Origin of the sequence: Geobacillus sp. WSUCF1 (genome assembly GCF_000422025.1) — a bacterium.
GTDB lineage: Bacteria > Bacillota > Bacilli > Bacillales > Anoxybacillaceae > Geobacillus > Geobacillus zalihae.
The window spans coordinates 1-11,931 of the sequence record NZ_ATCO01000152.1 but is presented as its reverse complement, the minus strand read 5'-3'; the positions used below and the strand labels follow the sequence as shown (position 1 = coordinate 11,931).

The window sequence follows — 11,931 nt, the reverse complement described above, 5'->3', positions numbered from 1 at the left end:
TGCGCGAAATAGGATGAATTGGCCTTTGCTTTACGATATGCAGCGCATGTTGGATGAGCGGATTGAAACAGAGCACGGCCTTATGCATGAGGACTTGTTCAATCGGAAAATGCTTGCGTTTCTCGTCGAACTTGGGGAGCTGGCCAATGAGACGCGCTGTTTTAAATTTTGGAGCGTGAAACCGTCGGCGCCGGCGGAACGGGTGCTGGAGGAATATGTCGACGGTTTGCATTTTTTGCTGTCGCTCGGGCTGGATTGCGGGCTGTTTTATGAAAGCCGGGAGCTTCCGGCTGTCGAGCGGCCGCTTGTTGAGCAGTTTTTGGCCATCTTTCGCGCCGCCGAGCGGTTCGGGGAGACGAGAGCGCGAGGGGAATATGATGCGCTGTTTGCGGAGTATTGGCGGCTTGGCGTGGCGCTCGGTTTTTCTTCCGACGACATCGAGGCGGCGTATCGGCGGAAAAATGAAGTGAACCACAAGCGGCAAAACGAGCGCTACTGATCTTTTTTCGGGTGGCGAATGATTCATTTTGCCAATCGTCAGCCTTTTCAAGTATAATAAAAAAGTGGACAAAACCGGAAAGGGGTGCCAAGATGGCGAAGTTGGACGAAACGTTGACGATGCTGAAAGCGCTGACCGATGCGAAAGGCGTCCCGGGCAATGAGCGGGAAGCGCGCGATGTGATGAAGACATACATAGCTCCGTATGCGGATGAAGTGACAACGGATGGCCTCGGCAGCTTGATCGCCAAAAAAGAAGGGAAATCGGGCGGGCCGAAAGTGATGATCGCCGGCCATTTGGATGAAGTCGGCTTTATGGTGACGCAAATCGACGACAAAGGATTCATCCGCTTCCAAACGCTTGGCGGATGGTGGAGCCAAGTAATGCTCGCCCAGCGCGTGACGATCGTGACGAAAAAAGGCGACATCACCGGCGTCATCGGTTCGAAGCCGCCGCACATTCTGCCGCCGGAGGCGCGCAAAAAACCGGTGGAAATCAAAGATATGTTCATCGACATCGGCGCGACAAGCCGCGAGGAAGCGATGGAGTGGGGCGTCCGCCCGGGCGATATGATCGTGCCGTATTTTGAATTTACGGTATTGAACAATGAAAAAATGCTGCTCGCGAAAGCATGGGACAACCGGATCGGCTGTGCGGTCGCCATCGATGTGCTCAAGCAGCTGAAAGGCGTCGACCATCCAAACACGGTATACGGCGTCGGCACGGTGCAGGAAGAAGTCGGCTTGCGCGGCGCGCGCACGGCCGCCCAATTCATTCAGCCGGATATCGCCTTTGCGGTGGATGTCGGCATTGCCGGCGATACACCGGGCGTGTCGGAAAAAGAAGCGATGGGCAAACTCGGCGCCGGCCCGCACATCGTCCTGTACGACGCGACGATGGTGTCGCACCGCGGCTTGCGCGAATTCGTCATCGAAGTGGCGGAAGAGCTGAACATTCCGTACCATTTTGATGCCATGCCGGGCGGCGGTACGGATGCGGGAGCGATTCATTTAACGGGCAGCGGCGTTCCGTCGCTCACGATCGCCATCCCGACGCGCTACATCCACTCGCACGCCGCCATTTTGCATCGCGACGACTACGAGAACACGGTCAAGCTGCTTGTCGAAGTGATCAAACGGCTTGACGCCGACAAAGTGAAACAACTGACGTTTGACGAATAAAAACACCGGCCAATTCGGCCGGTGTTCGTCATTGTTTAACCGCCTGCTCGAGCGTGGTGAGCATCATGTCTTTTTGCTGTTCATTGGCGTGCGTCCAAATGGCTTCAAAGAGGACGCCGAGGCCGGGCAAATATTTTTCCTCGCCACGCTGGATCGCGTCCTCGATTGTATTCTCGAGCTGTTCTTTCGAGTTGTTGGCGACGTTGTGCATAATGGCTTTCCGCAAGTTCAAATCCATTTGTCTCACCTCATTGGCCGTATTGTACACCGTTATCGTTTGCCAATGGCGGCGGATTTATACATGGAGCGGCTCTCGTATATGGTATAATAGAGGAAAAACTAGACCGAAATGAGTGATGGCGACGATGGACGAGAAACCGCTCTATGGATTGGAACGAACGGTATTTCGCCAACTGCTCCATCTATTTTCCCGTTATGCTGATGTCATTGAAAAAGTCATTTTGTTCGGCTCAAGAGCACGAGGCGATTACAAGGAAGGATCGGATATCGATTTGGCGATCCAATTTCGAAAACCGGGAGGCCCGCTGTACCTCCTGCAATCGGACTTGGATGAACTTCCGATCATTTATCCGATCGATGTTGTTGATTACAATCAAATTCACAACGAACAGCTAAAAATGAATATTGACCAAGAAGGAAAGACGATTTTTCAAACGAACGAGCACGGGAAGGTGATGGTCACCATGAGCCGGCTGATGGATCGATTTTACGATTTCGAACGGGCGCTCTCCAAACTCCGGCAAAGTGCCGCAAGAGACGCTCAAACGGATGACCTTGTTGTTGATGCGACCATTCAACGCTTTGAATTCACGTACGAACTAGCATGGAAATGGATGAAACTTTATTTGGAGCATCAGGGATACGCTGAAGTGACGAGTCCGAGGAAAACGATTCGCGAGGCGTTTCGGGAAGGGTTGATTCAAGACGGAGAGACATGGCTTCGCATGCTCGAAGACCGCAACCGGACGTCCCATACGTATGACGAAGAAACGGCGATGGACATTTACGAACGCATCCGTACACACTATATCCCGCTGTTTGACCGTTTGCTTGACGAAATGAAACGACAGCTTGACTCAGTGACATGAGCGGCCGGCGTGCGGAACGGAACGAGCCTGGCTTTGTGAAGGAACTTGGCTTTGGTCGTGAAAGATGACAACGGCACACATTTTGTTATAATCAAATGAAGAAACTTGACGAATGAGGTGACGACACAATGGAAAAAGCGACATTCGCCGGCGGCTGCTTTTGGTGCATGGTGACGCCGTTTGAGGAGCTTGACGGCATTTACGGCATCGTCTCCGGCTATACGGGCGGGCATGTCGAAAACCCAACATACGAGCAAGTGAAAACCGGCACGACCGGCCATTACGAAGCGGTGCAAATCACGTTTGACCCGGACGTCTTTCCGTATGAGCGGCTGTTGGAGCTGTATTGGTGTCAAATCGACCCGACCGATGACGGCGGCCAGTTTCACGACCGCGGGCCGCAATACCGGACGGCGATTTTTTACCATAACGAAAAACAGCGCCAGCTCGCCGAGCAGTCAAAGCGGGCGCTCGAGGAAAGCGGGCGCTTCTCGAAGCCGATTGTAACGAAAATTTTGCCGGCGACGACGTTTTACCCGGCGGAAGAGTATCATCAAAACTACCATAAGAAAAATCCGGAGCATTACAAACAAGACCGCGCCGCGTCCGGGCGCGACGAGTTTATCGCCAAACATTGGGGGACGAAACGGTGAAGCGGATCGAATCGCCGAAAAATGCGCGCGTCAAACAATGGAAAAAGCTGCTGACCAAAAAAGGGCGCGATGAGACCGGATTGTTTTTGCTTGAAGGGTTTCATCTTGTCGAAGAGGCTGTAAAAAGCAACGCGCCGCTTGTTGAGCTGATGGTGGACGAGCGGACAGCCATCCCGCCCGGCTGGGACGTCAGCGTCCCGGTTGTGATCGTGACCGAAGCGGTGATGAAGGCGATCAGCAGCACGGAGACGCCGCAAGGCATCGCCGCGGTGTGCCGAAAGTTGCCAGCCGAGCTTGAAGGTGTGAAGACCGCCTTGCTCATTGACGCCGTGCAAGACCCGGGCAATCTCGGGACGATGATTCGCACCGCCGATGCCGCCGGGATCGATGCTGTCATCCTTGGCGAAGGGTGCGCCGATGTGTACAATCCGAAAGTCGTGCGGGCGACGCAAGGGTCGCTGTTTCATCTTCCGGTTGTCAAAGGCGATTTGGTGCAATGGATCGCGCGTTTCAAGGAGCAGGGCATTCCGGTGTACGGAACGGCCTTGGAGAATGCCGTCGATTACCGCACCGTTCCGCCTTCGTCTTCCTTCGCCTTGCTCGTCGGCAATGAAGGAAGCGGCGTCCGACCCGACCTGCTGCGCCTAACGACAGAGAACGTGTACATCCCGATTTACGGCCAAGCCGAGTCGCTGAATGTCGCCGTCGCGGCCGGAATTTTGCTTTATTCCTTGCAGGCGGTGCGGTAAACGATGAGCTGCGCAAAGAAATTTCGGCCTGACCTTGCCTTTGCCCACTCATTTGCGTATAATGAATAGCGACAATTTCCCATACGGACAACAACGATGACGGAGAAAAGTAGCTTGCTGCTCGCCATCCAGGGAGAAAACGCCGGAGACTGGGAGCGTTTTTATGGCTGACGCAAGTGAAGTTCACCTCCCGAGTTGACACCGGGACCATCCCAAAAGGGGATGTAAAGGTGTTCCGGCTTTCGGCCGTTATCGCAATGAAGCGAACAGCGCATTTCGGCTGTTAACAAGGGTGGTACCGCGAGCAACAACTCGTCCTTACCGGGGGGGCGGGTTTTTTATTTTGGATAGAGGAGGGACTCAAGTGAAAGAACGGCTGTACGAGCTGAAGCAAGAAGCGCTTCGCCGAATCGATGAGGCGAAAGACGTCAAAGCACTGAATGACGTGCGCGTCGCTTACTTGGGCAAAAAAGGGCCGATCACCGAAGTGCTGCGCGGCATGGGGGCATTGCCGCCGGAAGAGCGCCCGAAACTCGGCGCGCTGGCCAATGAAGTGAGAGCGGCGATTCAGCAGGCGCTCGAGGCGAAACAAGCGAAACTGGAACAGGAGGAAGTCGAGCGGAAGCTGGCCGCCGAAGCGATCGATGTGACGCTGCCGGGACGACCTGTGAGTCTTGGCAATCCCCATCCGCTGACGCGCGTCATTGAAGAAATTGAAGATTTGTTTATCGGCATGGGCTATACGGTCGCCGAAGGGCCGGAAGTCGAGACCGACTATTACAACTTTGAGGCGCTCAATTTGCCGAAAGGCACCCGGCCCGCGATATGCAAGATTCGTTTTACATCACGGAGGAGATTTTGCTTCGCACCCACACATCGCCGATGCAGGCGCGGACGATGGAAAAACACCGCGGGCGCGGCCCGGTGAAAATTATTTGTCCGGGCAAAGTGTACCGCCGCGATACGGACGATGCGACGCATTCGCACCAGTTTACGCAAATTGAAGGATTGGTTGTGGATCGGAACATCCGGATGAGCGATTTGAAAGGGACGCTGCGCGAATTTGCCCGCAAGCTGTTCGGGGAAGGGCGCGACATCCGCTTCCGGCCGAGCTTTTTCCCGTTCACCGAGCCGTCGGTCGAAGTCGATGTGTCCTGCTTCCGATGCGAAGGGCGGGGCTGCGGCGTCTGCAAAGGCACCGGCTGGATCGAAATTTTAGGCGCCGGCATGGTGCATCCGAACGTGCTTGAGATGGCCGGCTTTGATTCGAAAACGTACACCGGCTTTGCGTTCGGCATGGGGCCGGAGCGGATCGCGATGCTGAAGTACGGCATTGACGACATCCGTCATTTCTATCAAAACGATCTACGTTTCTTGCGGCAATTTTTGCGTGTGTAACAGAAAAAGGAGGGGTTTTCCATGCTCGTGTCTTACCGTTGGCTGAGCGAGTACGTCGATTTGACGGGGGTCACCGCCGCGGAACTCGCTGATCGCATCACGAAAAGCGGCATTGAAGTCGAGCGGGTTGAGGCGCTCGACCGCGGGATGAACGGCGTCGTCATCGGCCATGTGCTCGAGTGCGAGCCGCACCCGAACGCGGATAAACTGCGGAAATGCCTCGTTGACCTTGGCGAAGGCGAGCCGGTGCAAATCATTTGCGGCGCCCCGAACGTCGCCAAAGGGCAAAAAGTCGCCGTCGCCAAAGTCGGGGCGGTGCTGCCGGGCAATTTCAAAATCAAACGGGCGAAGCTGCGCGGGGAAGAATCGAACGGAATGATTTGTTCGCTCCAAGAGCTCGGCGTCGAAACGAAAGTCGTGCCGAAAGAGTATGCAGACGGCATTTTCGTCTTTCCAAGCGATGCGCCGGTCGGCGCCGATGCACTGGAATGGCTCGGCTTGCACGATGAAGTGCTCGAACTGTCTTTGACGCCCAACCGCGCCGACTGTTTAAGCATGATCGGCGTCGCCTATGAAGTCGCGGCCATTCTCGGACGTGAAGTAAAGCTGCCGAAAGCGGCGGTCAAGGAAAACAGCGAACATGTCCATGAATACATTTCCGTCCGCGTCGAGGCGCCGGAAGACAACCCGCTGTACGCCGGGCGGATCGTGAAAAACGTCCGGATCGGCCCGTCGCCGCTTTGGATGCAAGCGCGCTTGATGGCAGCCGGCATTCGCCCGCACAACAACGTCGTCGACATTACGAACTACATTTTGCTTGAGTACGGCCAACCGCTTCATGCGTTTGACTACGACCGCCTCGGTTCGCAGGAAATTGTCGTCCGCCGCGCAAAGGCAGGCGAAACGATTGTCACGCTCGATGATGTCGAACGGAAGCTGACCGAAGACCACCTTGTCATCACGAACGGCCGCGAGCCGGTCGCCTTAGCCGGGGTGATGGGCGGGGCGAATTCGGAAGTGCACGATGACACGAAAACCGTGTTTATTGAAGCGGCGTACTTTACAAGCCCGGTCATCCGCCAGGCGGTAAAAGACCACGGGCTGCGCAGCGAAGCGAGCACTCGGTTTGAAAAAGGCATCGATCCGGCGCGGACGAAAGAAGCGCTCGAGCGCGCCGCCGCCCTGATGGCCGAATACGCCGGCGGCGAGGTCGTCGGCGGCGTCGTGGAAGCGAGCGTGTGGCGTGAGGAGCCGGTGGCGGTGACGGTCACGCTCGAACGCATCAACGGTGTCCTCGGCACGGCGATGTCGAAAGAGGAAGTGGCCGTGATTCTTTCGAATTTGCAATTTCCGTTCACAGAAGACAACGGAACGTTTACGATCGATGTCCCGTCGCGTCGGCGCGACATTGCGATTGAAGAAGACATCATCGAGGAAGTGGCGCGCCTGTATGGCTACGACCGTCTGCCGGCGACGCTGCCGGTGGCGGAGGCGAAGCCGGGCGGACTCACGCCGCATCAGGCGAAGCGCCGCCGCGTCCGCCGCTATTTGGAAGGGGCGGGCTTGTTCCAAGCCATCACGTATTCGCTCACGAGCCCGGACAAAGCGGCGCGCTTTGCGCTTGAGACGGCCGAATTGGTCCGCTTGGCGCTGCCGATGAGCGAAGAGCGGAGCGTTTTGCGGCAAAGCTTAATTCCGCATCTGCTTGAAGCGGCGAGCTACAACCGCGCCCGCCAAGTCGAGAACGTCGCCTTGTACGAAATCGGCTCTGTCTACTTGTCCAAAGGAGAAGGCGTCCAACCAGCGGAAAAAGAGCGCCTCGCCGGCGTTCTCACCGGCTTATGGCACGCCCATTTGTGGCAAGGCGAGAAAAAGGCCGTTGATTTTTACGTTGCCAAAGGGATTTTGGATGGCCTGTTTGACTTGCTTGGACTTGCCGCCCGCATCGAATACAAACCGGCCAAGCGCGCCGATTTGCATCCGGGACGGACGGCGGAGATTGCGCTTGACGGCAAGGTGATCGGCTTTGTCGGCCAGCTCCATCCGGCCGTGCAAAAAGAGTACGATTTAAAAGAAACGTACGTGTTCGAGCTCGCCTTGACCGATCTGTTGAACGCCGAAAGCGAAGCGATCCGCTACGAGCCGATTCCGCGCTTCCCGTCGGTCGTGCGCGACATCGCCTTGGTCGTTGACGAAATGGTCGAAGCCGGCGCCTTGAAGCAGGCGATTGCCGAAGCCGGGAAACCGCTCGTCAAAGACGTCTCCCTCTTTGACGTCTACAAAGGCGACCGCCTGCCGGCCGGGAAAAAATCGCTCGCCTTCTCGCTCCGCTACTACGATCCGGAGCGGACGCTCACGGATGAAGAAGTCGCCGCCGTCCACGAGCAGGTGCTCGCCGCAGTCGAGAAACAATTTGGCGCCGTGCTGCGCGGGTAAAACGAAAAGCTGTTCCGAAAGCGATTCGCTTTTGGAACAGCTTTTTTTGATGAGAGCTCGTTTCCAAACGGATTCAGAAAACGAAGGATGCCAACAAAGGCGGATGCCCTGTCAGCCGCGTTCAGCCATAATGCGCCCGGTTTGCGACACATCGTACCCGCCGAGCGCTTCGAGTTCGGCGCGGAACGAATCGGAGCGGAGCACGTCGAGCACGGAAGCGATGAGCGATTCATTCTCCGGCGTCCGCAGCATGACGACATCATACTGTTCGTTCATTAGCGGAATGAACTCGACGCCGGCCATTCGCGCCACCTTTTCCGTGCCGATGCCGACATCGGCGAGACCTGACGCCACCGCGGAGGCGACGCTCAAATGGCTTGTTTCCTCGCGTTCATAGCCGCGAATGGCGGACGGCGACAATCCATGCAGGCGCAGCTGTTCATCTAACAGGACGCGCGCCCCGGCCCCTTTCTCCCGATTGACGATCACGACGTCGCTCCTTCCTAAGTCGTGCCACGTTTGAATGCTGCGAGGATTGCCTTTTGACACATAAAATCCAATCGGCCGGCGCATGACGTTCACCATGATGTACGCATGGCCTGTCAACAGCTTTTCCACATACGGACGGTTGTACTCGCCTGTCTGCCCGTCAAACAAATGCACGCTGACGATGTCGCATTGCCCTTTATACAGGGCGATCAGCCCATTGAGGCTGCTCGTGTAGGTGCGGAGCGATTGATAAGGGCCGTTTTTTTCCAGATGGACGCCAAGCAAATCGAGCGCCGCATCTTGGCCGCTGATGATGATGGGGCGAACGGCGGCTTCGACCGGCCGTGAAACGGCGGAAGAAACGGGACTTGTCTCCCCTTTTTGCCCGTCGATGTACCGGCGAAGATCATCCGCGGTAATCCGCATTTGCCGCCCGACGCGAAAGGCGGGCAGCTTCCCTTTTTTCACTAAATCGTACACCGTTAGTTTGGACACTTTTAATAAGGAAGCGATTTCTTCAATCGTGTATGACTGCGGCTCCGTCATCATGCCATCCTCCTTTCTTTCATTGTAGCGCAAAGAACGCATGGGGAAAAATTTTTCTTTCCTAACTACTTATTATTATTTATAATTAGATATCATTACATATAAAAAGATAAGGGGGAGACAGATGCGAAAAATCGCATGGCTTGCCGCATTGCTCTTGCTGTTCGGCTTGTATGGCTGCGACAGCGGCTCAAAAGAGGGGAAGGGGCAAACGAAACCGGCGGATAAAGTGGAGCTCACCGTCTCCGCCGCCGCCAGTCTGCAAGAAGCGCTGGAAGAAGCGAAAACGGCGTTTGAACGAAAGCATCCGAACATCCGCATCCAATACAATTTCGGTGCGTCGGGCGCGTTGCAAAAGCAAATTTCCGAAGGGGCGCCGGTCGATCTTTTCTTTTCGGCGGCCGCTGTGCCGTTTGAAAAATTGAAAGCAGAAGGGTTGATCGATTCCAAACACGAAAAAACAGTGCTGGCGAACGAACTCGTCCTCATTGCGCCAAAACAAGGGGAAGGAGCGGTTCAGTCGCTCGATGACATCATCCGCGCCAAACGGATCGCCATCGGCATCCCCGAATCGGTGCCGGCCGGTATGTACGCGAAACAAACATTGGAGAAGGCGGGGCTGTGGGAGAAGGTGGCACCGAAGCTCGTGTACGCGAAAGACGTTCGCCAAGTGTTGACGTATGTGGAAACCGGCAACGTCGACGCCGGATTTGTGTACCGGACGGACGCGCTCGCCTCGGAGAACGTCAATATCGTCGCTGCAGTGCCAAGCGGCATGCACGACCCGATCGTCTATCCGCTTGGTGTCGTCAAGACGAGCAAACATCTCAAGGAGGCGCAACAGTTTTACTCGTATTTGACAAGCGGTCCAGCGTTGCAAATGTTCGAAGAGCACGGATTTCGCCGCGCCCGCTAGAAGACTGGTGGGCGAGTAAAAATACCGCTGAATCCTGTCTTTTCTCAACTAGAGAAGCCTAGCACAATCAGCCTTCTTTTTTGGCAAAATGCCGCCTGTTTGCTGTCCTTCACATGGGAAGGGGACATATGGTAAAATAACAAACAAGAAAACGTTATAGGCGATGGAGTTCGCCATAACCGCCGGCTTCCGGCTGATGACTCCTGCTGCAAATGAAAAGCGGCAGGAGTCTGTTTATTTTACGAAGGAGGGATGGTTATTGGTCTATCTCGCCGTCGGCGCAGCCGGCATGATCGGCGCGCTTGTCCGCTATGTCGTTGGTCTTGTCGTGCCCGCTGCCTGGTTGGGAGGGGTTCCGCTCGGAACGCTTTTGGTGAACTGGACCGGCTCGTTTTTGCTCAGCTGGCTTACGGTGGTGTTCACCCGCCGCCCGTCTTGGCCGCCGTGGCTGAAAACAGCGGCGACGACCGGGTTCATCGGCTCGTATACGACGTTTTCGACGCTCAGCGTCGAATGTGTGGAATGGATGGAACAAGGGCGCTTTGGCATGGCGGCCGTGTATATCGCCGCCAGCCTGTTCGGCGGCCTAGCCGCCGCATGGGCGGGATATGTTGCCGCCCATCCAAAGCGAAAGGAGGAAATAGCATGATGACCGCACCGCTATTGGTGATGATGGGGGGTTTTTTTGGCGCCATCTGCCGTTATGCCGTCAGCCGCTGGGCGGCTCGGCGTTCGCCGCGTTTTCCCATAGGGACGCTCATTGTCAACTTGCTTGGGTCCTTTTTGCTTGGCTGGCTCGCCGGAAGCGGCGCCGCCGATGCGACGAAGCTGCTTGTCGGCACCGGCTTCATGGGCGCGTTCACGACGTTTTCGACGTTGAAATGGGAAAGCGTGCAAATGATGCAGCAGCGCCAATGGGCGAAGGTGGTCGTTTATTTGGCGGCTACGTATTCGTGTGGCGTGTGGCTGGCGTGGCTTGGCTATCGCGTGGGGCGGTGATGAGCGGCAATGAAAAACGGGCTTGATTTCTGATCGGGGGGGGGGGAGAAAAGAGATTGCGATTTGTTGAGCCAGGGGAGGAGACTAGAATGGCGAGGGCAAGAGTGGAAGAGAGATTCAAGACATTGCGATACTTTATCGATGGCTACTATAACCAATCGATCGATGATGAGTTTGATGGTCGGATTCGCGATTTTCGCGATTATGAACCGAAATGTTTGGTCAACGCATTGCGGAGAGAGTTGGTTGATTTGCGAACAGTCGTCGCCCAAGCCGACAAGGAAACCTTTAAAAAAGTTGAAGTCTTTTTGCATGATAATCGTTTACGGTATATTGAATTCGAGGATGGCGAAGCGTTCATTGAGCGTGTCTTGCGCATTCTTGATGAAACGTCTTTTTGATGATGAAAAACCATTTTTTCACTTGTCTTTGGGCAATCCAGGTCAATGAATCAAAACCGATTCCCCGCAAACGATTCGTTCGCGGGGAATCGGAGATCGATGAAGGACAACGACCGAAACACGGATGCGTTATCTTTTGCTTTTTCCAAACAATAATTCTTCAAGAATATCATGAATGCGTGTATTCTCGTACACGCCGGTGAACCGCTCCGCCCCCGGGCCCATGGCGGTCAGCGGCACATCGGCGGCGGTGTGGCCCGTTGTCGTCCAGTCGAGGGCGAACGTTTGCGAAGAACCAGCGATGGCAAACGGGCCGTCTTCGCCGGAAATCGTCTTGCCGTCTCCCGACTCATCGGCGCCGCCCGGCGTTTCGATCGTCAAGCCGCCGCATTCATGGTCGGCGAGCACGAGGACGAGCGTATCCCGATGGCGCTTGGCGTATTGCTTCGCTACAGCGACCGCTTCGTCAAGCTGCTGGCCCGCTTTAAGCATGAGCGATCCGTTGTTTTCATGGCTCATTTCATCAATGGCTTCTTCTTCGACCACGAGGAAAAA

Annotated in this window: 13 protein-coding genes, 1 pseudogene and 1 riboswitch; of the genes and pseudogenes, 11 read left to right on the top strand and 3 right to left on the bottom strand. The window is 55.7% G+C overall.

Going from position 1 to position 11,931, the window contains the following annotated elements; genetic code table 11:
* Nucleotides 1-13 precede the first annotated feature (13 nt).
* Nucleotides 14-499: a dUTP diphosphatase gene (locus tag I656_RS0116520; protein WP_025039320.1), complete on the top strand. Its 486-nt coding sequence runs from the start codon at nt 14-16 to the stop codon at nt 497-499.
* Between the two features lie 92 nt (nt 500-591).
* A complete protein-coding gene (locus tag I656_RS02800; protein ID WP_015375580.1) occupies nt 592-1,680 on the top strand; it encodes a M42 family metallopeptidase in 1,089 nt (362 codons plus the stop codon).
* 28 nt (nt 1,681-1,708) lie between these two features.
* Here I656_RS02800 and sspI read toward each other — a convergent pair whose 3' ends face one another.
* A complete protein-coding gene (gene sspI, locus I656_RS02805; RefSeq protein ID WP_015375579.1) occupies nt 1,709-1,918 on the bottom strand; it encodes a small acid-soluble spore protein SspI in 210 nt (69 codons plus the stop codon).
* Nucleotides 1,919-2,045: 127 nt separating this feature from the next.
* On the opposite strand from sspI, the gene I656_RS02810 reads away from it, so the two are divergent.
* From I656_RS02810 to pheT, 5 genes and pseudogenes are all read left to right on the top strand, one after another.
* Complete coding sequence (locus I656_RS02810) at nt 2,046-2,789, top strand: HI0074 family nucleotidyltransferase substrate-binding subunit (RefSeq protein WP_015375578.1); 744 nt, start codon at nt 2,046-2,048, stop codon at nt 2,787-2,789.
* A 128-nt stretch (nt 2,790-2,917) separates the two neighbouring features.
* Nucleotides 2,918-3,442 (top strand): peptide-methionine (S)-S-oxide reductase MsrA, encoded by a 525-nt coding sequence (gene msrA, locus I656_RS02815; protein ID WP_013144533.1) that lies wholly within the window; start codon nt 2,918-2,920, stop codon nt 3,440-3,442.
* A complete protein-coding gene (locus I656_RS02820) occupies nt 3,439-4,191 on the top strand; it encodes an RNA methyltransferase (protein ID WP_033006430.1) in 753 nt (250 codons plus the stop codon). The genes msrA and I656_RS02820 overlap by 4 nt, the downstream gene beginning before the upstream one ends.
* A gap of 364 nt (nt 4,192-4,555) precedes the next feature.
* A pseudogene (pheS, locus tag I656_RS0116515) lies at nt 4,556-5,589 on the top strand (phenylalanine--tRNA ligase subunit alpha).
* Between the two features lie 21 nt (nt 5,590-5,610).
* The gene (pheT, locus tag I656_RS02825; protein WP_020756294.1) at nt 5,611-8,025 is read left to right on the top strand and encodes a phenylalanine--tRNA ligase subunit beta; all 2,415 of its coding nucleotides are present in this window, start codon (nt 5,611-5,613) and stop codon (nt 8,023-8,025) included.
* A 111-nt stretch (nt 8,026-8,136) separates the two neighbouring features.
* Here the strand turns inward: pheT and I656_RS02830 are convergent, their stop codons facing one another.
* Nucleotides 8,137-9,060 (bottom strand): helix-turn-helix transcriptional regulator, encoded by a 924-nt coding sequence (locus tag I656_RS02830; RefSeq protein ID WP_015375574.1) that lies wholly within the window; start codon nt 9,058-9,060, stop codon nt 8,137-8,139.
* Between the two features lie 124 nt (nt 9,061-9,184).
* On the opposite strand from I656_RS02830, the gene modA reads away from it, so the two are divergent.
* From modA to I656_RS02845, 4 genes are all read left to right on the top strand, one after another.
* The gene (gene modA / locus I656_RS02835) at nt 9,185-9,976 is read left to right on the top strand and encodes a molybdate ABC transporter substrate-binding protein (protein ID WP_020756292.1); all 792 of its coding nucleotides are present in this window, start codon (nt 9,185-9,187) and stop codon (nt 9,974-9,976) included.
* 150 nt (nt 9,977-10,126) lie between these two features.
* Nucleotides 10,127-10,189, top strand: a riboswitch (Fluoride riboswitch).
* A 46-nt stretch (nt 10,190-10,235) separates the two neighbouring features.
* Nucleotides 10,236-10,625 (top strand): CrcB family protein, encoded by a 390-nt coding sequence (locus I656_RS0116510; protein ID WP_033006426.1) that lies wholly within the window; start codon nt 10,236-10,238, stop codon nt 10,623-10,625.
* Nucleotides 10,625-10,975 carry a fluoride efflux transporter CrcB gene (gene crcB, locus I656_RS02840; protein WP_033006429.1) on the top strand — a complete coding sequence of 117 codons (351 nt, stop codon included), beginning with the start codon at nt 10,625-10,627 and terminating at the stop codon, nt 10,973-10,975. The genes I656_RS0116510 and crcB overlap by 1 nt, the downstream gene beginning before the upstream one ends.
* Nucleotides 10,976-11,064: 89 nt before the next feature.
* On the top strand, nt 11,065-11,376 hold the full coding sequence (locus I656_RS02845) for a contact-dependent growth inhibition system immunity protein (protein ID WP_025038947.1): 312 nt from the start codon (nt 11,065-11,067) through the stop codon (nt 11,374-11,376).
* A 129-nt stretch (nt 11,377-11,505) separates the two neighbouring features.
* Here the strand turns inward: I656_RS02845 and I656_RS02850 are convergent.
* A partial coding sequence (locus tag I656_RS02850) for an alkaline phosphatase (RefSeq protein WP_020756288.1) occupies nt 11,506-11,931 on the bottom strand: 426 nt, incomplete at its 5' end.

What these genes read in the sequence shown, in the direction of transcription:
- I656_RS0116520 (WP_025039320.1), top strand. Translation starts at nt 14, where the DNA reads ATGAATTGGCCTTTGCTTTACGATATGCAGCGCATGTTGGATGAGCGG.
- I656_RS02800 (WP_015375580.1), top strand. Translation starts at nt 592, where the DNA reads ATGGCGAAGTTGGACGAAACGTTGACGATGCTGAAAGCGCTGACCGAT.
- sspI (WP_015375579.1), bottom strand. Translation starts at nt 1,918, where the DNA reads ATGGATTTGAACTTGCGGAAAGCCATTATGCACAACGTCGCCAACAAC.
- I656_RS02810 (WP_015375578.1), top strand. Translation starts at nt 2,046, where the DNA reads ATGGACGAGAAACCGCTCTATGGATTGGAACGAACGGTATTTCGCCAA.
- msrA (WP_013144533.1), top strand. Translation starts at nt 2,918, where the DNA reads ATGGAAAAAGCGACATTCGCCGGCGGCTGCTTTTGGTGCATGGTGACG.
- pheT (WP_020756294.1), top strand. Translation starts at nt 5,611, where the DNA reads ATGCTCGTGTCTTACCGTTGGCTGAGCGAGTACGTCGATTTGACGGGG.
- I656_RS02830 (WP_015375574.1), bottom strand. Translation starts at nt 9,060, where the DNA reads ATGACGGAGCCGCAGTCATACACGATTGAAGAAATCGCTTCCTTATTA.
- modA (WP_020756292.1), top strand. Translation starts at nt 9,185, where the DNA reads ATGCGAAAAATCGCATGGCTTGCCGCATTGCTCTTGCTGTTCGGCTTG.
- crcB (WP_033006429.1), top strand. Translation starts at nt 10,625, where the DNA reads ATGACCGCACCGCTATTGGTGATGATGGGGGGTTTTTTTGGCGCCATC.
- I656_RS02845 (WP_025038947.1), top strand. Translation starts at nt 11,065, where the DNA reads ATGGCGAGGGCAAGAGTGGAAGAGAGATTCAAGACATTGCGATACTTT.